This window comes from Runella sp. (genome assembly GCF_965279615.1).
In the GTDB taxonomy this organism is placed as follows: Bacteria; Bacteroidota; Bacteroidia; order Cytophagales; family Spirosomataceae; genus Runella.
The window spans coordinates 3,078,784-3,098,950 of record NZ_OZ257252.1 but is presented as its reverse complement, the minus strand read 5'-3'; the positions used below and the strand labels follow the sequence as shown (position 1 = coordinate 3,098,950).

Sequence of the window (20,167 nt, the reverse complement as noted above, 5' to 3'; positions counted from 1 at the left end):
TTTCCCAATAAGAATCAATGGTTATTTATTTTGTCGAGAAGCATCCGGTTTGAAAGTCGCTACCAATGCCCAAATGCCTAATCCGATCAATGCCAATCCACCAATCACTCCTAAAGCAACGCTGCCCGAAGCACCGCCGCATTGAATGCCGCAGACCAGTACTACGATTCCCGCCGCAATTCCAATAGCTCCCAGAATAACGCCCAGTGCCGTAGGCATCCGTTCGCTTTTGGGCCTAAAGAGGCTTTTCATTTTGATGGCGTGCGTAGAGTTTTTGAAGTAGTTGAAAAAGCTTCGTTTTACCGATGTGACAGTAGTTTCGTTGCTTGAGGCTGTCGAATTCTCACTTGAGCCGGACGACAAACTGGTCAAATGAATGATTGACGACTCAGCTGTTTTTGAGGTTGTTTCTAAGAGTGGATTAAAATACTGTACTGTCTGATTGCCGATGTACATCCAAAGAAAAAAGGAAGCCATACAAACTGTAAATTCCAGACCTTTTATTTTCCAATACAGTTGGTAAATGACTTGCCGGGGGTTTTTAGGGTAAAACCAAGCCGCCGCGATCATAAGAGCGGTCAGGGCATAGACGGTGTATTCAGGGATGGTGTAGCCCCAAAAATAAAATTCACCTCCCAGCACAAAGGCCATTCGACCAAAGAAATAAAAAGCGATGGGTAATACAAAAAAACGAATGAGAATGCGGTGGTGTCCCGCCCAACGGGTAATTTTTTGTACATTTTCCATAAATAATTTAATTTTTTGTCTAAAATATCGAATTGCTTTCGAATATGGCAATTGTAATACCACTATTTTTATAGACCCCACTATTGGGCAATAAATTCTACGCATTGCTCATTTTCAGGATGTTATAAATAATGGTATGAGCAATAATATCCTCAAATTGGGATATAGCGTGTATAAGGTTCTCACTCTTTAAATTTATGGTAAAAAGCAGCGGAAAGGACGTGTATAAAAAACAAAAGCCGACTTCTTGCGAAGCCGGCTTTGCGGTTGGAAACCTTATCATCAAACTTTAATCTCTACATCAACACCACTTGGCAATTCAAGTTTCATCAAAGCATCTACGGTTTTGGCGCTTGACGAGTGAATATCGATCAAACGTTTGTAGGTACAAAGTTGGAATTGCTCACGTGATTTTTTGTTCACGTGGGGTGAACGAAGCACCGTGTAAATTTGCTTCTCAGTAGGCAATGGAATCGGGCCGCTAACCACAGCACCCGTTGATTTCACCGCCTTCACGATGCGGTCAGCCGATTTGTCCACCAAGTTGTGGTCAAATGACTTCAGTTTGATACGAATTTTTTGATTCATTGTAATTTTGCTGGCTCAAATGTGTGTTTTTTGTCATCTTCGTCGAAAGAGCCATTTACTCCGACTTCTCTTTTGCGGGTGCAAAGGTACGGAATTAATTTTTGGTAAAAAACAGGCTACAATTTAAAAAGAGCAACTTACGGCTTATTTTAAACCATATTTGTCCACAATCGATTGCCGCTGCTCCGGAAACATCGTTACTCCGAATCGTTTATCAAGTGCTGCCATGCGTTTGGCAATGCCCGGATCCATGGGCGTTAGGTTTTGTTTGGCCATATCAGCGTAGATCGTATGAAAAAGCTCTTCCAGATATTCCTCAAAATTTTGGTTAAAGTACAAATCCATGAATCGCAAGGGTTTATCGGAGGCATTCCAAAAAGTATGAATAATGCCTCTGGGACGCAAGTGGAAGCCACCGGCCTGCACCTCGTAAACTTTATCTTCCACCAGTACGGAGGCTGTTCCTTCCAATACATAACAGATTTCGTCCAACGCTTGGTGAATATGCGGTGGAGGCCCCATGGTTTTAGGAGCTACGGCTGCTTCGATGCACGAAAACTGATTGTTGGTTTGGGTGCTTCTTACCCACGTTCGGATGTCCAAGCCAGCGGGGCCCGGCGCTAACGGAGGAGCAGGAGGCAAGTAAAAAGGTTTGAGAACCTCAGCGTTTGGGGCGGCAAAGGTATTGCCCATTGTGGCTGCCAATGCGCCCACAATACCTGAAGTTAGAAATTCGTTGCGGTACATAGTTGTAAAATCTGTTTTGGTTGGGTTATTGCTTCGCCTTTGCTACAGCAGTCATGTTCACGATTTTCCATTCGTTCCCGACTTTTTCTAAAAAACGCCCTTCTACGGTTTCGGCAACCTTATTTTTTTCAATATCTTCCGAACGCTGATTGAACGTAACATAGGCGGCATCGCCTTTAATGTGTATGTTCCAATCGCTACGGGTATTGTTCACTTTTCTTGGTTTGGCGTTGGCCCATCTTTCATCCATTGTTTTCCAGAGCGCATCGCCGGTAAGTAAAATGCCATTATAGAGAAACGAGGAGTAAGGGGCTTTGATCCATTGACTTAAATAAGCTTTGTAATCGCCCGCATCGCCGGCAGCTTTTTCGGCTTCGATGGTCTTTTTAATAGCTGTGATGTCAGCCGTTTGAGCAGAAGCCACTATACCGGAAAAAGCGATTACAGAGAGAGTCATCATTAATTTTTTCATGTGTTTGAAACGTTTGATGTTGGGTATAAAAATGATTTCATTCGTACATCGCCGCCGCGATTGTTGTCCAAAAGTGCCAAACATTTTTGGTGTGTTTCAAATGAACCGAAGTGAGCAGCGTAGGATATTGAGGGAAGTAAAGGGCTTATTGAGCGAGCATGTATTTCTCTGTACTTCAGGCTTTTTGAGACGTTCCCTCACCTTGCAGGGCCTTTCACTCAAAAAAATGGAGACTTCACCCATTCGCGGTAGTAGAGTTGGCAGTGGATATGCTACATTTAGGTATTAAAGAAAAGGGAATGAGAAAATGTAATTGGATATTGATGTGGCTGGTCGGAACACAACTGAGCTTCGGTCAGTCGGTCAATGTAGTCCGTTCCCATGACAGTTTGATGAAGCTCTTACCTACTTTAAAAGCAGATACCACACGTATTGATGTATTGAAAGAAATTGGAAAGACGTGGATTTCAAGAGATCCTGTCAAGGCGTTGCACTACGTTAATGAGTCCATAGCACTTGCCCGAAAAATTAAGGATACGCATCGAGTCAAGCTGGGTTTACTCAATTTGGGGTATCAATACAGTGTCTATGGTGAAAGCGTAAAAGCGATTGAAACCTTGCAGGAAACTAGCCAATTAGCCCAAAAAGATCTTGATTCTCATACTGCTATGGTGGCAGTGGCTTTTCTTTCTACAGCATATGCCAAACAGGGTGATTTAGACAATGCGCTTCATTATGCTTGGCAGCCTTACCTTTATTTTAAAAGTCATTACCCCCAAAATATAGCCTATCAGGAGCCTTTTATTGGTGCAACAATGAATATGGGTGAAATCTATTTACACATAGGACGTTTAGACTCTGCGCTGCACTACGTGCAAAGAAGCTACATCACCCTGAAAAAAGCCACAGAACCTAACCGCTATTTTGCCTTTCATATTCCCATGTTAATGGGTGAAATTCATCTTAAACTACAAAACAGAAAACAGGCGCTGCTTTTTATCAATGAGGGCCTGAAAAAAGCGTATGTACTTAGCGATAATACGGGGATTGTGGAAGGACACTTAAATTTGGCGAAGTATTATAAACAAGTCAATCAACCGGATTCTGTTCATAATAATGCTCTTTTGGTAGTAGAAAAGGCCTGGAGATTGAAAAAGTATGAAGCCGTCAGGGATGCCGGGATATTGTTGAAAGCCTGGTGTATTGAGCATAAAAACGCCGATAAGGCTTTGTATTACAGCGATTTGGTCAATGCTGCCAAAGACAGCTTAACCAGCATTGAGAAAGTAAAACAAGGGCAAAAATTGATGTTTAGAGAACAGCAATACCAACGAGACTTGGCTAACGTGCGAGCAGATTATCAAAACCGCTTGGTGAGGTATTGGCTCATGGCCGGATTGGGAATTGTTTTGCTGATCGTAGTGGTGTTGTATCTTAATAATCGTCGCAAACAGAAGGATAATTTGTTACTGAAAAATGAAATTAAACTGCAGGAAGCAGAATTTGCCGGCAAAATTGCCGAAACGGAAATGACGGCTTTGCGCGCGCAGATGAATCCGCATTTTATTTTCAACTGTCTCAATTCCATTAAGTTATATACTCTCGAAAACGACGCGCATACTGCATCGGAATACCTGACGCAGTTTTCAAGATTGATTCGATTGGTGTTGGAAAACTCACGTTCTGAAAAAGTGGCCCTTGCCAACGAATTGGAAACTTTGCAGTTGTACATTGAAATGGAAGCCATGCGTTTTAAGAATAAAGTCAACTATGAAATGGAAGTGGACGATGAAATTGATACCCACTATATTGATATTCCACCGCTATTGTTGCAGCCTTACGTTGAAAATGCGATTTGGCACGGGCTGATGCACAAAGAAGAAGGAGGGACAGTTATCATAAAACTGCATTTAGCCCAAGAGCATCTTTTGCAGGTCAGTATTGTTGACGACGGCATTGGTCGCGCGGCGGCTTCCGAACTCAAAAGTAAATCGGCCACTAAAAATAAGTCGTTTGGCTTGAAAATGACCTCGGAACGTATCGAGCTTATCAATCAACTCTACAAATCAACTACTCAAGTGCAGATAGAAGACTTGGTAGATTCAGATGGGAAGGCCGCCGGCACGAAGGTAATCGTAGAAATACCCGTTTAAATATGAAAGCAATCATCATCGACGACGAACCCGATTGTGTAAAGTTACTGGCTTTGCAGTTGAAAATGTACTGTTCGCAGGTAGATGTAGTAGCCGAATGCAGCAGCAGTGAAGAAGGGCTGAAAGCTATTCGGGCTCAACAGCCCGACGTTGTATTTTTGGATATTGAGATGCCCAAAATGAATGGTTTTCAACTTTTGGAGATGGTGGGAGACTTAAATTTTGCGGTTGTGTTTGTGACTGCTTACGATAAATTTGCAGTTAAAGCCTTTAAATTCAGCGCGATAGACTATTTGTTGAAACCAACTGACGCAAAAGACCTGCAAGCAGCGGTGCAAAAAGTGGAACGAAGTCGCCGTACCGACAGTCGTCAATTAGAATTGCTCAGACAACAGTTGCTTTCACCTCAAAATCCAACGAAGGTATTTCCTGAAAAAATCGCTCTGCCTCACCAAAACAGTGTGGTGTTTGTTGAACTCAAAAGTGTTCTTTATTGCGAAGCCGATAACAATTATACTTTATTTTTTCTGGAGGGAGGACAAAAATACTTAGTATCCAAGACGTTGCGCGATATTCAGGATACGTTAGAAGAACGTAATTTTCTGAGAGTGAGTCGTCAACATTTAGTAAATCTTGATCGAATTGTCAAATTTATGAAAGGAGAAGGTAATTATTTGGTCATGTCTGATGGTTTCACGGTTCCCGTTGCCCGGAGTCAAAAAGAAAAACTGATGGAGCGATTTGGGTGGTTATAAACAAAAAAGAAAAACCCCGATGCTCGGGGTTTTTCTACATATAATCGATCAGGTGATTCTATCCTTTTGATTTCGCAATGACGGTTTCCGCCAAGTTGTTTGGAAGGAACTCATAGTGCGAGAAGGTCAAGTGGCAGTAGCACGACCTGACGACATGGTGCGAAGGTCGGTTACATAACCAAACAACTCTGACAAAGGTACATCTGCCTTGATAACTTGTGAGCCTGCGCGTGAGTCCATGCCTTTCATGATCCCGCGACGACGGTTCAGGTCACCTGTAATAGGACCGGTGTATTCTTCAGGAGTCAATACTTCAACTGCCATGATAGGTTCCAACAATTTTGGACCTGCTAAACGAGCGGCTTCTTTGAAGCCTAATTTCGCGGCCAATTCAAACGACAATGAGTCGGAGTCAACATCGTGGTAAGAACCGTGGAAAAGACGCACTTTCATGCTTTCCAACTGGTAACCCGCCAATGGACCGTTAACCATTGCTGCTTCAAAACCTTTTTGTACAGGTTGGATAAATTCGCGCGGAATAGCCCCCCCTACGACTTCATTCACAAACTGCAGACCTTTTTTCACTTCCTGGCCCGGTTCGTGGTCATCGCGTGGTCCGAGTTCAAATACGATATCGGCAAATTTACCGCGACCACCCGTTTGTTTCTTATAAACTTCACGGTGCTCAATACTCTTCGTGATGGCTTCTTTGTAAGCTACCTGCGGCGCACCTTGGTTTACTTCTACTTTGAATTCACGACGCATACGGTCGATGATGATCTCCAAGTGAAGCTCACCCATCCCTTTGATGATGGTTTGGCCGGTCTCTTCGTTTGATTCCACCTGAAGGGTTGGATCTTCTTCGATGAGTTTACCAATGGCTTTCGAGAAGTTATCTTGATCAGCAGTTTTCTTAGGCTCGATCGCATAACCGATTACAGGCTCAGGGAATACCATTGATTCAAGAATGATAGGGTTTTTCTCATCAGAAAGGGTATCACCCGTTTTGATGTCTTTAAATCCTACTACTGCACCGATATCACCTGCTTCCAAACGTTCAATAGCGTTTTGTTTGTTAGCGTGCATTTGGAAGATACGTGAAATACGCTCTTTGTTTTCTGAACGGTTGTTCAATACATAAGAACCTGCTTCCAATACTCCTGAATACGCACGGATAAAGCACAAACGACCTACGTAAGGGTCAGTGGCAATTTTGAACGCCAGGGCGGAGAAAGGCTCGGTAACACTTGGTTTACGAGAGATTTCAGCACCGGTATCAGGATTGGTTCCTTTAATGCTTTCTTTATCCAACGGTGAAGGCAACAATGCCATCACGTAATCAAGCATGGTTTGGACACCTTTGTTTTTGAAAGAAGAACCACAAAGCATCGGAACAACTTTCATCGCAATAACGGCTTCACGGAGAGCTTTCAAAATCTCGTCTTCGGTGATGGATGTTGGATCTTCGAAGTATTTTTCCATCAACGTATCATCGAATTCAGCAACGGCTTCGAGGAGTTTTTCACGCCATTCGGTGGCTTCTTCAAGCATATCGTCAGGAATAGGTACTTCTTGGAAAGTCATTCCTTTGTCATGCTCGTTCCAAACCATCCCACGGAAATTCACCAAGTCAACCACTCCTTTGAAGTTATCTTCAGCACCGATCGGCAATTGCAAAGGCACCGCGTAGCTGCCCAACATTTCTTTTACCTGCTTACAAACGTTCAAAAAGTCAGCTCCTGAACGGTCCATTTTATTAACGAAGCCTAAACGAGCTACGTTATAGTTGTTGGCTAAACGCCAGTTGGTTTCTGATTGAGGTTCAACACCATCTACCGCACTAAACAAAAACACAAGACCATCCAATACCCGCAACGAACGGTTTACTTCTACCGTAAAGTCAACGTGACCCGGGGTATCAATGATGTTGATGTGGTATTTGTTATTTCTATACTGCCAATCTACCGTGGTAGCCGCAGATGTGATCGTAATACCGCGCTCCTGCTCCTGAGCCATCCAGTCCATTGTAGCGGCACCATCGTGTACCTCTCCAATTTTGTGGCTTACGCCCGCATAATAAAGAATCCGCTCCGTTGTGGTGGTCTTCCCAGCATCAATGTGAGCAGCAATCCCAATGTTTCTTGTGAATTTTAAATCACGTGCCATGGTTTTTGTGATTGTTATTAAATCTGTTAAGTCTAAGTTCCTTGATTTGTGTTGATAAGCAGAACGCTTTTTGCCTCAAAATTAGGCATATACGCACAAATTACGGTACCATTCTGAAAATCAGAGCGCAAAATTAGATGTTTTGCGTGGGAAAAGCAAACTTAGATTTATACAAATTTGTAATTTGGCAGCGTAGTTTAACCCTTGATTTGTATAATAGCTGAAAAGTTGCCCATTTTTGTAAACCGGTAACCTGTTGAATTCATAAACTTAAACGACAATTTCTCATGCCGTCCATATTTACACGTATTGTTAATGGGGAGATACCATCGTATAAAATTGCCGAAACCGATGAGTTTCTGGCCTTTCTGGATGTTTTTCCCTGCGCTCCGGGACACACCCTCGTCATTCCTAAAAAGGAAGTTGATTATATCTTTGATCTGGAAGAGAGCCTGTATGAAGGTTTGATGAAATTTTCAAAACAAGTGGCCGCCGCCGTTGAAAAAGCCGTTCCCTGCAAGCGCATCGGCGTTGCTGTCGTAGGTTTGGAAGTACCTCACGCGCACGTACACCTGATTCCAATGAACAGCATGGCGGATATGAACTTCAATAATAAACTGAAAATGAGTCAGGAGGAATTGGCGGAGATTGCAGAGAGGATTCGAAGGGAGTTGTAATGAATGCGAAGCTGTTAAGTCTTTTGCCTATTGAGCCCGTGGTTTCCTTCCGTAGCGAGTTTCCCCTTGCGGCACAAGGGGAGCGCTTGTAACGATAAAAAGGAAGTTCCTTCTAATTGTAATCACCCGGAGAGCTTTCACGCCAATAAAAATAAGTGTATTTTATGTTGTTCTCATTAAGCATGCGTTCAAATACATCAAATTTCATATTCAGAAGTTGCAGTTTGGCAGCGTCATAAATTTTTTGAAAATCTAACTCAACTTTTAACAGGCGGGCAAAAGCTTGTAAATCAGCTTCTGCTATAATAATAGACCGATCTGTATAATCCACTGCCTCCCTAAGATAGAATGAATTGTCTTCAGGTTTAAAATGGAAATCGCCCCCATTTACTGTATAAGGTTTGTTGTAGTCCATCATATTCGTATTAGGCTAAAACAAAAAAACTTCTCTACTAAGTCACAATAGTTGTCCATCTAAATAGACAAGCATCCTGAAATCGTAAAGTCTAAAAGGGTGCATTTCAAAACTACGCTGCATTCCTTAAAAGTTGCGAGACATCTTCCCAGCGTTTACTTTCCTTAATAACCCTAAGATTGATCATAGCCTGCGCGCCCGCAGTGGTCCATCGTTGTCCACTGCGTTTCATTCGGGTTTGAATTACGGTTCTGTGTGCGGCCTCCATTGGGCCGCTACCAATCATAAGTCCTTGATTGCGAAATACTTTATAATTCATCCGTTGAATATTGTTTTTATAATATTGCATCAGTTTGATTTGTTGCTCTTTGGCAGTTGTTGACAAGTTTCGCAATTGGGATAGGGTATCAATAACATTTTGAGTTGAACCTTCCAACAACTCTACTTTTTGACTTTCTACCCAATGCTTCGCCTTGACTGAATCTGAAAAATGTGATTTTGCAAAATCAGCCAAGTGCTCTACTGCGTGATAGTAATCCAGTATATGCGTTGATTCTGAGAAACTTTCAGCCAGATACTTTTGAATCCAAGCAGCTCCATCCGTAATAAAGACTAATTGCTCTTTATGATTTTTGTAGGTACCTAAACTTGCCTCAAACTTTGGAATAAAATCAGTATGGGAGCCCAAAGCCCCGCTATATATAGATTCGTCGAGCTTATAACGGATCTCCCCCTGCCCTTGAGTGCCATTTTCAAGTCGACTGTCTTCTCTGAAAACACGACCGAGTTTAATCTCCTGCCAACCCTGATCCATTTGAATCATACTCCCATCCATTGAGGCGTACACCCTTTGGTCTTCTTTCAAGGGTGGATGAGCAAGTGTTCCCCTTAGATTCGCAGTTAGCTGATGCCCAAGGCAGTCAGTAACCCTATATACTTGACTTTCACAGATATTGATACCTAAAAAAGCATTCAGCAAATCATTACTTTTAGAATATACATCGCTCACTCCAGCAAGAGCCATTAAGTTCTGCAGATATGGGCTTATAAAAAAGCCGTTGCATTTGGCTTTATAGCGATGGGTTTTTGATAATTCTATTTTCCCCAAGCGGGTTTGACACTCGTTTTTTTTCGCTTATCTGAGGGTACTTTATCAAGACTGGCTTGCAAGACTTGCCCTCCCAACTCCGTCCATATCTTCACAAAACCTTCCTCAAATGCATAAAAGCTCTCTTTTGCCTGTAAATCAGCCAGTTTATCGTATTGAGAATCCACTAAGGCATGTAATTCTTCGCGCGTCATCCTATTAATATTAGGTTATTTTTCCAAAAAAGAGTACTTCTACGCTTTATTACCCGTGTATTCCTTTTTTAGTAAGATAACACTTAATCGAAGTTTTGAAATGCACCCAGTCTAAAAGGAATTTAGTAAGAAAATCACTCAGTAAAGACTCACTTACAATCAGTATAAGTGAACGTCCGGCTTTAGTCCTAACACTAGAACCGTCTGAAAATCGAGTAAACGATTGCTCCGTCAGTGGAAATCCGTTAGTGTTGTAGGTGTAGGTATACGTAGTCTCGCTGAAAGCTTTTCCTGCCACATAATCAATACGTTTTACCGCATTACCCTAGAAAATATATAACATCTTGCCTTCTTATGAGAATTGATTATCTAATTAATTATATAGAATTACTAGGTGTTAAGTTTGAGAATTTTACTGAACTGTGCAATTTGTGCTATTAAATAGGCTTATAACTTTGTGTAAGCGATGTAAGAATCGCAAAATTTTAAGACGGTTTGAAGTCTTTGTATAAAGAGAAAGGCTTTGTTGCATTGCTATGTTAATTTCTTGCGAACTGTCCTGGGCCTGCCCAATTGCGTGAACCGATTCAGACAGGCTGCTTTTATTCTCACCTCATATTGCTGATTGGTTAGCTTCCGACTTTGCAAGCGCTCTCCAAAGGTAGACTTCCAGCGGAACATCAGCGTTTCAGCTAAACTGCGTTGATGATACCTACTGTGCTGTTTCCAACCCCAAAAGCCCAACTCGTCAATCACTTTAAGGGCCTCATTACGAGGATGCTCTAAGTCGACACCCGCTTCATCAGTCCACACTATCGCATTGCTACGGGGTGGAATTATGGGCGTGATCGTTCTTTCCTGCAGTGCATCGTACACCTGTAGTTGGTCATAGGCACCGTCACCACCAAACGTACTGATAGAGGCTGTAATCTGATCTAAAAGAGGCTCAACCGCTTGAGCATCAGTAATACTATTGGTAGTCAGTTCTACCGCTTCAATCATCCTGGTTGCTACATCGTCGGCCAGGTGCAGTTTGCGCCACACACGCCGTTTTGATGCTCCATGCTTTCGCACCTTCCATTCCCCCTCGCCATACACCTTTAAGTCTGTACTGTCAACAACGATGTGTAACCCTTCATCCCCTTGAACAGAAAATAGCAAAGGCTTAATGTCAGTACTTAACTGAGCCTGTCGCCGACATAATTGGGTGTAAGAAGGCACTTTCAAGTCAATCTTCATTATGGTTAACAGGCTCTGAATCAACCCTTGTGTCTGGCGGAAGGCTAGTTTTAGAACCGCTTTGAGCGAGAGCGCACACCGTATGCAGGCATCAGAATAGCGGTAGAGTCCGCCAAGTTTATTGATGCCGTTATGGTACCACTCAGTAATAGCCTGTTGGTCGATCCAAAGCATGAGGCTCCCGCGTTGAATGAGGGATTGATTGTACTCGGCCCAATTGGCAACCCGGTAGATAGTTTTTTGTGGTTGCTGTTCTTGTGCTGGATCAAAAAAGTGTAACTTTAACATCGCATCGGAGCCGAAAGGCGGCTATTTTGTAGGTTTGGCGATCTCAAAGTTAGCTTATCCGGTGCTTTTTTATGCCCTGATACCTACAATAGCTAGAGCTATGCAACAAAGCCATGGAGATGTATTGTTATAACCTTTTGGTTGGTTAGTAATTTCCAATATTCATTCATGTCTTCGTATTTTGATTGATAATGCTCATTATTCTCTTAAATTTTCTTGCGAATAGGTATTTATTGATGAATTTGAAATATTTAGGATTTTCCTTAGTGCTGATAGCCTGCTATAAATCTCGGAATCAGTTGTCGCTATAAGTCTTATATCTTTAGTTGAATTAATTCTTAATAAAAATTGGCGCAAATTATTGCTTGGCGTTAAATTACTTGTCACCAATCTACTCAATACTAAATGTTTATAGGCTAACTGATAATTTTTTTGTGCTAAATCATTAGATTTTAATTTTTGATAAATTTGGCCAATATGGTCAAGAGCAATTCCTGCATTAAACATAGATAAGTTATATTGATTTAATATATTTGATTTTGAAGTTATACTGTCTTTATGGTATACATTATAAGCTTCTTGATAAGCGATTAATGCTTTATCTAAAGTATTTGTTTTATCATATTCATTACCTATTTTTATTAAAGTAACTATTTGCATACGAACGTAAAGAGAAGTTTTTTGTTTTTGATACATATTTAATGCATTCTGTAAATCAGGCAAGGAATGGAGATTCGATGATGAATCTATAGAATTTAACCTGTTTTTTACATTTGCTATATCATATAATGTATTTGCAATTTGTAATGTATCTTTATTATTACTATAAAGTAGATGTGCAGTATTATAAGCCTCAATTGATTTTTTTAGATTAGTAGAATTATCATAAAGACTGTAAAGAACAGCAATTTTCCTGTAATTAAGTGCTCGCTGATTAATTTCCAGTTTAGTATTTCCTTTGTTTATTTGTAGGGCTCTATTGTAATATTCTATAGATTTACTCATTATTAGTGAATCACTTGATGCCAAAAGTTTATCTCCTAATTCCAGAAATTTCTTGCTTTTTTCAAGAGAATTAGACGATATATCGACAGCATAGTTATAGTATTTAACAGCATGATTTAGTCTAATTTGTGCAGAATTCTTCCTGCCTAAATCACTTAAAAGAGCATTGGCAATTTCCTTAAATATTTTAGACTTTTCAAGAGAATCCTTAGTAGAATGTCTTAATAAGGTTGCGGCTTCTTCAAAGTATTGTATGCCTTTTCTTTCAAACTCAGGTAGTAATTGATCTTCGACATCTAAAAATGTCCCACCTATATTCATTAAAATTTTAATTCTTTCATCTGGCTTTTTATTAGATTTTCCTAATAAAGCAGCCGCTTGATTATAATATTTTAAACCTTCCTCAGTTTTGTCGTCGTCAATTAACGCTTGGCCAATTAATAAATTAACAATCATCCGTTCATCATAAGATGATTGAGGCAGTTCTTTATAGACTTGAATAAGTTTCTTGTAATTGGATAATTCTTGATCAATATCTTCTTCCTGATTTGCCGAAGCTGCTTGTGCATAATATATTCCTATTTTTGCATATGTCTTGTTGACTAATACCATAGAGTCAGATGCTTTTTTGGCAATTTTTTCCTTATTTAATGCATAGGTTGCTTCTTCTAACGCTTTTTTTAAAGCAATTCTTGAGATAATTGATTTTGTTTCGCTACGTTTAGCGGTGGCCTTTTGACTATCAGCTTCTACACGACCTGCTTCTGCCTCCTTATAAAATATAAATGTTATAATAAATAAAGAAGCAAAAAATAAAACACCTAAAATTGCTGCCAATATATTCCTATTTTGTTTTCTTATACGTTTTTTTTCTGCAATATCACGTTGTTCTTTACTTTGATTAAGATAATTTATTGCTGTTTCGTAATCCGAATTATATCGATTCGCCCATGTCTGATTAGGATTGTTTTTATTATACCAATCTAATGCTAACTGTAATTCTGGATCTGTCAACAGATTTACTTCTCCTTTCGGGTAGCGTTGAGCATCATCCACAAGCCGGAGGTATATCTTTGCAGAGATAGATTCCTCCTCGGCCCAGCTTTTTAATCGATCCCAACCCCTGATCAAACTTTCATGTGAAATGTCAATTAGCGTATTACCTTGTAAAGAATTGGAAATCGGAGGCATGAGAAATGAGCGGCCTTCTTTTCGGAAAGCGTCAATGACCGGAAAGATTACTTCTTCTTCAACTTGAGCTATTTGCATTAAGTCGTTTACAGTTGCGGGAAGTCTGCCTTCGCTAATGCCTGTACCGGTTTCAGTTAAGCGCTTAAAAATTTTTTCGGCAATAAGCTGTTGTTCTTCGTTCAGTTCATGATAGGCTTCGTCAACATGAATCGACAAGGCCTTGTCCATCCCGCCAACCTTTTCATTTTCATAATGTTGAAGGTCAATTTGCTCGTTATCATTCGCCCTGTTTTTCGTCCAATAGTCCCATGTACGCATCAAAGCATGTTGTAGAATAGGCAATCGGTCAGGATCGTCGCCGGTATCATTGAGCAAACGATTCACTAACGGTGATGAAATCATCGCATCGAATATCCTTATCGGCCCAATAATGGCTTCCCGACGTTCATCATCATTCATTCTTGGAATAAGAAACTGCCCATTATTAATGGCTTCCGGTAAACCCCAAAATTGTGCACTTTTACCAAGATACTCTGAACGCATTGTAAGCACCACATAAATTGGTAAATCCGGATTACGGGTAGCTTCGAGGAGGAGTTTGATGAAACACGATGCTTGCTCTAACTGATCCGTATTGCCCGACTCAAAACGGTATAATTCTTCAAATTGGTCGACAACGATTAGTAAGTTTTCAAAATTTGTAAATTCAGCTTGCTGAACAACATCTATTAAGCCGAGAGAGCTTTTATGTAATGTTTCTTCAATTACTTTCGCTTGATTTTGTACTGTACTTTTTTTAGGAAATACTTGAGCCTCAAATAATGCTTGAGCTAAATTAAAAATAGGATTATTGATAGGGCGCATTACGGCGATTCGCCAGTTTGAACCTGCACTTACCATAAATCCACTTTTCATAGCAGGTAATAGTCCGGCTTTTACAAGGGATGACTTACCACTACCTGACGTTCCTACAACTGCAACAAAGCGTGTTGTACGAAGCTTTTTGAGTAATGTGTCGGTCAGACCATCGCGCCCGAAGAAGATATCACTCTCCTGTGTTTCGAATGGTCTTAGCCCGGGGAAGGGATTTTTTACTCTGCGTTCCTGCGAAACCATTATTTTAATTTACTAAAGTTAATTGTTAAAAGCCTGTTCAATATCATTTACAAATTCTGCTAATGAAGATTCAAGTGCATGACTGGGAATTTCTTCGTAACAGGGAGGGAGTAGTTTAGCTGATTGTATGAATAAATTCTGTTTTTCTTCTGTTTCAGGATTTGTTATAAAAATGGCTCTGCATAGAATAGCCTCCTCGCGGCCCCATCCTTTAACCCTGATTGTAGTGTCATAAAGCCTTTCATCAACCCACCCTTTGTGTGTTTTTCCATACAGAATCAGGGTAGCGTCACAATACATCAGGTGGCTTTTGTGGTGTTGCAATGTTTCATCTGTTCTTGAAAGTTGCATTACTTCATAGCCTTTGTTATACAGATATTTACCCACATATGGAATGTAATCAAAATCCGGTTTATCGCACATTAAGTATACACGAATCAGATTGTCATTAGGCTCATTTTTAGGCTTTGCGATTACTTGAAGCATTCTTGTTTTAAAACCTTCAAACAAACGTATCAATACTTCTGCTCCGTTTTGGGCTTCAGCGTTATTCTGCAACCACTCTAAAAAGCTTTTCTGACGTTCATCAATCTGTTCTAAGGTTTGTGGTATCCAGATCAGGCGTTTAAAGTTTCTATCTGATTTGCTGTGTTTAGCCGCCCAATTATTTTGTAAATGAATAATTGATTCCGTGGCACCATCTAAAATTGTTCCATAAGATTTTCCCAGCAAATGAATTGATAAAAAGGAACGTCGCAAATAACTCTCCACGGCTTCCTTATAGGTATCTATATGGTCTTTAGGGAGTGGGTTATCAGGTAATATAGTAAAGCCACGAGCAATCAATTCATTTTTTATCCTTTCGTATTCATCTCTTTTGTCAAAGGTTGTTTCTGCCAGAAAAACTGTCTTCCGAACGTCATCCGGTGATTCATCTCTGATTTGATTAACCGTATTAAAAATTGCCCAGACAACCTCATCCAGTTTAGTTTTGTAATCCTCATACCCTCTTTCACCTGATTCTTGGCCAAATTCTAAAGGTACACCTCCCAAGTTCTCATCAATTTTGTAAAATTCTTTATAGATGTAGTTTTGTATTTCTCTCGGGCGCTGTTCTATAGGCATGTATGTTTTTACGACCGGTATTATTCGGGAGTGTTCTCCAGTAATTAGGTTGCCACTTTGATTGGCTAAACGTAAAAACTCTCTTAGTTCGTTAAGGCACCACTTTGATTGAATGTAAGCAGGCGAAGTAACGCATAGAAAAACTTTGCTCTTACTAAGTTTATCATATATCTCATCGTTAAACGGTGCGCCAACTTGAAGCCTATTATCTCTCCAAATTCTCGCTTTTCGGCCTAATAAATTAGTAAGAAGTATACTGAGCCTATCATGAAATTTAGCTACCCAACCATTATAATTGTTATTGTCATCAATATTACTGATATGTGGATAGCTAATAAATACATCGTAATCAAATGTCATATTTGTAATAGCTTAATATTGATTGGGTAAAAAACTAGTTTAACTCTTAGCAAACAATAATTATATTATGCTTGTATTGTCAAGCCAACGCCTCTAAGATTGTCAAATGAATAGTATATATAGCTGTTGTTTTAATGTCATATTGCAATATATCAGGCAAAGCCATATTGTTTGTTGTTGCAACATGAAAACTCCTCTCAAATGTATTACCTGACTTATTCTATGATCTACTGAACTCCTCATCAAACTTGGCACTTCTACCGAAACACCTATAAATAGTGTTTTGTCTACAGTTAGTTTTATTTTGATTTCGTTTAAGTCGCTTATTGACACAATTTTAACATAAAAAATGCACTCTATATTATGTAGCGATGAGTTATTTATAAAATTATCTGATTAGGGCGTTTATACTGTCGTTGGAGAGTCGATTTTTTGAAATTCTCAACGGCCACAACTGCGTTCCTGAACTCTGAAACAGAAGCTGAAAGCCTGAATTTAACTAACTATATTTATATAGTTAGTTAAATTATTATTGGACGCACAGCTAACATAGTACTCTGGTTTGATTGTCAGCTAATTGACATATAATCTTCGTATAAATATATAAAACCGATAGATTGCTATACAAGTATCCTGAAATCGTTATTTTTTTGCAAGAAAAATTAGACAATATTATCAAGTGGTCATGCACAGAGAAAAAGGAAGAAAACCCAAGAAGAAATTTAGTGAAAATTGTGCTATGAAATTTCATTTACAATTGGTATAAGCAAACGTTCGGCCGTTGGTGCCAACCCCGGAACCGTCTGAAAATCGGGTGAAGGATTGCTCCGTCAGCGGAAAGCCGTTGCTTGTGTAAGTATACGTATAGGTAGTTTCACTGAAAGCTTTTCCTGCTACATAATCAATACGTTTTACCGCATTGCCGCCGGCACCCGTGGTAAAAAGCGGAAACTTGACATAGTCGGCATAATAGCTCAGTACGCTGAAGGACCAGCCCTTGAAGGAATCATAGACGGATTTTCGGTTGTCATAACCGCTCAATTCGATGCGATATAGTTCCTGGCCGGTTTTTGTATCAACCGTAAGCGTTTCTGTGATGTTTCCCTGAGCATCTCGTTTGATCGTCGTTTGTTTTCCCATCGAATCCATCACTTTTGTGATCCGTTGATTGGCATCAGTTTCAAAGTTGAGGGTATAATTAACGTAAGCGGGTTCAACGGTTTTGGCAACCGTAAGACGGGTTAATGCGCCGCCGGGGCTATATTCCAATACCTCTTCGACTGCACCGTCTACAACTTTCACCAATCTGCCGTTTTCGTAGGTATACCGCGCCGTACTTACCGGTTTTAATTGACCGTCAGCGGTGTTTTTGGTAGATATATTCACACCCTCCGGCGACCCGGAAGTGTTATACAGGTATTCCAGTTTATAGGAATTATTTACCCCGGTTTCACTGCTTATGTTACAGACCGGTGTGGCTACGGGTATCGGAGTAGGATCCTGATTTTTGTTGCAGGAAAAAACAGCGAGTAAAGACAATAGTGCAAATCTCTTCATTGAAAATGATGTGTCGATTCGGATACGTATCTGAGAATAACCTAAACAACAACGTTGCTGAAGCGGATTTTCGTTTTCAGGCAAGGAAATTTTCACCAACGCTCAGTCGGCGTCCTTTGGTTTAGGACGTAAAAATAGAATAATGATTATAGATGAATAGGCTACATTTTCAGGATGCTGAACTCCACCCTTCGGTTAAGTTTGCGGCTTTCTTCGTTGGTATTGGGAGCAATAGGACGCGTGGGACCGTAGCCTTTGGTCTGGATTCGCGCCGCACTGATGTTTTTGGTTGTAATATAACGCTTCACTTCCTCCACCCGATCTTTGGAAAGCTGAACGTTGGCGTCAAAATCGCCCACGTTGTCGGTGTGGCCTTCAAGCATGATTTCCATACTGCCGTTTTCAGCCATCATTTGCGCAAGGCGGTCCAATTCGGGCAAGGAAGAAGGCAGCAGGTCAAACTTGCTTTGGGCAAAACGAATGGTGTTAAGTGTTATTTTCTTCCCTATTTCAATAGGCGTCAAAGGGATTTCACGGCGTATTTCGCGGTATTGTTTTTCTTTTGTCAGGTCCACGATGGTGCCGGCGGCCTGATATCCTTTGCGTTGGGCGGTAAGACCGTATTGTTTTTGGGTATCCAACACAACTTTAAAATCGCCCACAGCAGGGTCATAATCAATGCGCTGGGGAGGTTGTTTTTGGTCCAGATCTTCCACGATCACTTCGGCGGCAACGGCTTGTTTCGTGAGGTCATCAACCACACTTCCCTGAAGCATCACGGTTGGAATAGGGCGTACGGATTCAGGAAGTTTGATGCGAAAAATATCAAATTCACCCAACGAATTTTCGGAAGAACAAAAATAGGCGTACGATCCCGAAGCAGGAATCGTAAAGTGGGCTTCGTAGTCTGAGGTATTAAAGGCGGGGCCCAAGTTCTCCGGCTCTGACCATTTGGTCCAACTTTCATCGAGACGACGGCTTACGTAAATATCCATTTCTCCGTAGCCACTGCGGCCGTTGGAGGTAAAATAAATGCTTTGATTATCAGTGGCTAAGAAGGGCGTAAATTCATCATCGGCGGTATTGAGGTCGGCACCCATGTTTGCGGGCGGTGACCAAGTGCCGTCATTTTGCAAACGGGATACATACAGATCGGCACCTCCTTTTGTATTGGCATCCTGCAACGAAAGTACCATTATTTTCCCATTTGGGCTAATGTAAAATCCCGAAAACGAATGTTCGTTCACGTAGCTTTGAAGGCGCAGTTCCTGCGGAAATGTCCAACCGTTTTTATTTTTGCGACTGATCGAAACTCCTTTGGACAGTGTGCCGTCAGGACGGTAAATGTTCATCAGCAACGCCGTACGGTCATCGGGTGAAATGTAGCAGATCGAATTTTCGGCGGTATTGTTTACGGGAGTGCCCATGTTACGGGCTTTTTGCCAAACACCGCCTTTTTCTTCCGCAAACCAAACGTCATAATCTTCTTTGGTTTTAAGGTTTTCCGGATGGTCATAGCGTGTATAATAAATGGTTTTGCCGTCGGGCGAAATGACGGGGGCTACTTCGTTGGCTTTAGAATTGACGTTAGGGCCGAGGTTCTCTTTTTTGAGTTCTTTCGGTACATTTTTTGCCAAATTGATTTGCGCTTCAATGGGCGTTTCAGAAGCAGAGATCGCAACGGCATCAATTTCATTCCAATCCTTAACGCGTTTGGTATCAAGGACTATTTTGAGAGAAGTGATCTTATAAGTTGTAAGTTGGGGAAGCCACACGCGCAACATTCCTGCGCCACGTTGGGTGGTTTCGGGCTTGCCTGTATAGACGTTATATTCTTTGTTTTGAGTATCATAGGCAAAAATAGTGGTAATGCAACCGGCGCCGCTATTCTCACCGATGGCGATCTGACGTACGGCAATGGGCGTTTCAAATCCTACTTTGATCCATTCTTCGCCTTTGTCGGGCTGTTCGGGTCGCCAGGCAGAAGCACCGCTTTCTCCCTGCGGAAGTTTATTGGGTTTCCCCAAGATTTGAATGGCACGGTATTGTTGGCCGTTGCCGGCCGTATATTCAGAAGAAACCCCTAAAACGTTGGAGGCCCATTGCTCGTTTTGAGCCTGTGCACACAAGCCGGCAAGTACTAATAAAAGGCACTGGATGAGACGCATAAAAAGACATTTTTTTTACCGTCCCTCATTATTCGTGCCATTTGCTGCAATTGATTCGGTTAAATTTTAGTAACTAAAATTAACTAATTGATTATG

The 20,167-nt window shown here is 40.9% G+C and carries 15 protein-coding genes and 1 pseudogene; 3 read left to right on the top strand and 13 right to left on the bottom strand.

The genetic code is table 11. The annotated features are described in order from the left end of the window. Positions 1 to 21 precede the first annotated feature (21 nt). The 4 genes from ACQY73_RS13230 to ACQY73_RS13215 all read right to left on the bottom strand — a co-directional run bounded on the left by ACQY73_RS13230 (position 22) and on the right by ACQY73_RS13215 (position 2,554). On the bottom strand, positions 22 to 747 hold the full coding sequence (locus ACQY73_RS13230) for a hypothetical protein (RefSeq protein ID WP_428666665.1): 726 nt from the start codon (positions 745 to 747) through the stop codon (positions 22 to 24). Between the two features lie 282 nt (positions 748 to 1,029). Continuing rightward, the gene (gene rpsJ / locus ACQY73_RS13225; RefSeq protein WP_028522456.1) at positions 1,030 to 1,335 is read right to left on the bottom strand and encodes a 30S ribosomal protein S10; all 306 of its coding nucleotides are present in this window, start codon (positions 1,333 to 1,335) and stop codon (positions 1,030 to 1,032) included. Between the two features lie 144 nt (positions 1,336 to 1,479). Continuing rightward, the gene (locus ACQY73_RS13220; protein ID WP_428666662.1) at positions 1,480 to 2,082 is read right to left on the bottom strand and encodes a cupin domain-containing protein; all 603 of its coding nucleotides are present in this window, start codon (positions 2,080 to 2,082) and stop codon (positions 1,480 to 1,482) included. Positions 2,083 to 2,107: 25 nt separating this feature from the next. Then, the gene (locus ACQY73_RS13215; RefSeq protein WP_428666659.1) at positions 2,108 to 2,554 is read right to left on the bottom strand and encodes a hypothetical protein; all 447 of its coding nucleotides are present in this window, start codon (positions 2,552 to 2,554) and stop codon (positions 2,108 to 2,110) included. 299 nt (positions 2,555 to 2,853) lie between these two features. Here ACQY73_RS13215 and ACQY73_RS13210 point away from each other — a divergent pair, with 299 nt between their 5' ends. Both ACQY73_RS13210 and ACQY73_RS13205 read left to right on the top strand, forming a co-directional pair. Next, positions 2,854 to 4,707, top strand: a complete 1,854-nt coding sequence (locus tag ACQY73_RS13210; RefSeq protein WP_428666656.1) for a tetratricopeptide repeat-containing sensor histidine kinase — start codon at positions 2,854 to 2,856, stop codon at positions 4,705 to 4,707. Positions 4,708 to 4,709: 2 nt separating this feature from the next. Further along, positions 4,710 to 5,462, top strand: coding sequence for a LytR/AlgR family response regulator transcription factor (locus tag ACQY73_RS13205; protein WP_428666653.1), 753 nt, complete (start codon positions 4,710 to 4,712; stop codon positions 5,460 to 5,462). Positions 5,463 to 5,520: 58 nt separating this feature from the next. On the opposite strand, the pseudogene fusA reads toward ACQY73_RS13205, so the two are convergent. Then, a pseudogene (fusA, locus tag ACQY73_RS13200) lies at positions 5,521 to 7,628 on the bottom strand (elongation factor G). Positions 7,629 to 7,915: 287 nt separating this feature from the next. On the opposite strand from fusA, the gene ACQY73_RS13195 reads away from it, so the two are divergent. Then, positions 7,916 to 8,305 carry an HIT family protein gene (locus tag ACQY73_RS13195; protein WP_428666650.1) on the top strand — a complete coding sequence of 130 codons (390 nt, stop codon included), beginning with the start codon at positions 7,916 to 7,918 and terminating at the stop codon, positions 8,303 to 8,305. A gap of 112 nt (positions 8,306 to 8,417) precedes the next feature. Here ACQY73_RS13195 and ACQY73_RS13190 read toward each other — a convergent pair whose 3' ends face one another. The 8 genes from ACQY73_RS13190 to ACQY73_RS13155 form a co-directional block, all read right to left on the bottom strand. After that, complete coding sequence (locus ACQY73_RS13190) at positions 8,418 to 8,723, bottom strand: hypothetical protein (RefSeq protein WP_428666647.1); 306 nt, start codon at positions 8,721 to 8,723, stop codon at positions 8,418 to 8,420. Positions 8,724 to 8,832: 109 nt separating this feature from the next. Further along, positions 8,833 to 9,828: a UPF0236 family transposase-like protein gene (locus ACQY73_RS13185; protein WP_428666645.1), complete on the bottom strand. Its 996-nt coding sequence runs from the start codon at positions 9,826 to 9,828 to the stop codon at positions 8,833 to 8,835. Then, complete coding sequence (locus ACQY73_RS13180; RefSeq protein WP_428666642.1) at positions 9,816 to 10,022, bottom strand: hypothetical protein; 207 nt, start codon at positions 10,020 to 10,022, stop codon at positions 9,816 to 9,818. Before ACQY73_RS13180 ends, ACQY73_RS13185 begins: the two co-directional genes overlap by 13 nt. A gap of 534 nt (positions 10,023 to 10,556) precedes the next feature. Next, positions 10,557 to 11,549, bottom strand: a complete 993-nt coding sequence (locus tag ACQY73_RS13175) for an IS5 family transposase (RefSeq protein ID WP_428666639.1) — start codon at positions 11,547 to 11,549, stop codon at positions 10,557 to 10,559. Between the two features lie 198 nt (positions 11,550 to 11,747). Beyond that, the gene (locus tag ACQY73_RS13170; RefSeq protein WP_428666636.1) at positions 11,748 to 14,861 is read right to left on the bottom strand and encodes a hypothetical protein; all 3,114 of its coding nucleotides are present in this window, start codon (positions 14,859 to 14,861) and stop codon (positions 11,748 to 11,750) included. Positions 14,862 to 14,879: 18 nt separating this feature from the next. Continuing rightward, on the bottom strand, positions 14,880 to 16,346 hold the full coding sequence (locus ACQY73_RS13165; RefSeq protein ID WP_428666633.1) for a toll/interleukin-1 receptor domain-containing protein: 1,467 nt from the start codon (positions 16,344 to 16,346) through the stop codon (positions 14,880 to 14,882). A gap of 747 nt (positions 16,347 to 17,093) precedes the next feature. Beyond that, positions 17,094 to 17,903 carry a hypothetical protein gene (locus ACQY73_RS13160; protein ID WP_428666630.1) on the bottom strand — a complete coding sequence of 270 codons (810 nt, stop codon included), beginning with the start codon at positions 17,901 to 17,903 and terminating at the stop codon, positions 17,094 to 17,096. Between the two features lie 161 nt (positions 17,904 to 18,064). Beyond that, positions 18,065 to 20,071 carry an OmpA family protein gene (locus tag ACQY73_RS13155; RefSeq protein WP_428666628.1) on the bottom strand — a complete coding sequence of 669 codons (2,007 nt, stop codon included), beginning with the start codon at positions 20,069 to 20,071 and terminating at the stop codon, positions 18,065 to 18,067. Between the last annotated feature and the right edge of the window lie 96 nt (positions 20,072 to 20,167).

Excerpts from the sequence above, each read along its gene's own strand:
- ACQY73_RS13175 (WP_428666639.1), bottom strand. The coding sequence starts at position 11,549 with ATGTTAAAGTTACACTTTTTTGATCCAGCACAAGAACAGCAACCACAA.
- ACQY73_RS13170 (WP_428666636.1), bottom strand. The coding sequence starts at position 14,861 with ATGGTTTCGCAGGAACGCAGAGTAAAAAATCCCTTCCCCGGGCTAAGA.
- ACQY73_RS13190 (WP_428666647.1), bottom strand. The coding sequence starts at position 8,723 with ATGATGGACTACAACAAACCTTATACAGTAAATGGGGGCGATTTCCAT.
- ACQY73_RS13195 (WP_428666650.1), top strand. The coding sequence starts at position 7,916 with ATGCCGTCCATATTTACACGTATTGTTAATGGGGAGATACCATCGTAT.
- ACQY73_RS13215 (WP_428666659.1), bottom strand. The coding sequence starts at position 2,554 with ATGAAAAAATTAATGATGACTCTCTCTGTAATCGCTTTTTCCGGTATA.
- ACQY73_RS13165 (WP_428666633.1), bottom strand. The coding sequence starts at position 16,346 with ATGACATTTGATTACGATGTATTTATTAGCTATCCACATATCAGTAAT.
- ACQY73_RS13155 (WP_428666628.1), bottom strand. The coding sequence starts at position 20,071 with ATGCGTCTCATCCAGTGCCTTTTATTAGTACTTGCCGGCTTGTGTGCA.
- ACQY73_RS13220 (WP_428666662.1), bottom strand. The coding sequence starts at position 2,082 with ATGTACCGCAACGAATTTCTAACTTCAGGTATTGTGGGCGCATTGGCA.
- ACQY73_RS13160 (WP_428666630.1), bottom strand. The coding sequence starts at position 17,903 with ATGAAGAGATTTGCACTATTGTCTTTACTCGCTGTTTTTTCCTGCAAC.
- rpsJ (WP_028522456.1), bottom strand. The coding sequence starts at position 1,335 with ATGAATCAAAAAATTCGTATCAAACTGAAGTCATTTGACCACAACTTG.
- ACQY73_RS13210 (WP_428666656.1), top strand. The coding sequence starts at position 2,854 with ATGAGAAAATGTAATTGGATATTGATGTGGCTGGTCGGAACACAACTG.
- ACQY73_RS13230 (WP_428666665.1), bottom strand. The coding sequence starts at position 747 with ATGGAAAATGTACAAAAAATTACCCGTTGGGCGGGACACCACCGCATT.
- ACQY73_RS13180 (WP_428666642.1), bottom strand. The coding sequence starts at position 10,022 with ATGACGCGCGAAGAATTACATGCCTTAGTGGATTCTCAATACGATAAA.
- ACQY73_RS13205 (WP_428666653.1), top strand. The coding sequence starts at position 4,710 with ATGAAAGCAATCATCATCGACGACGAACCCGATTGTGTAAAGTTACTG.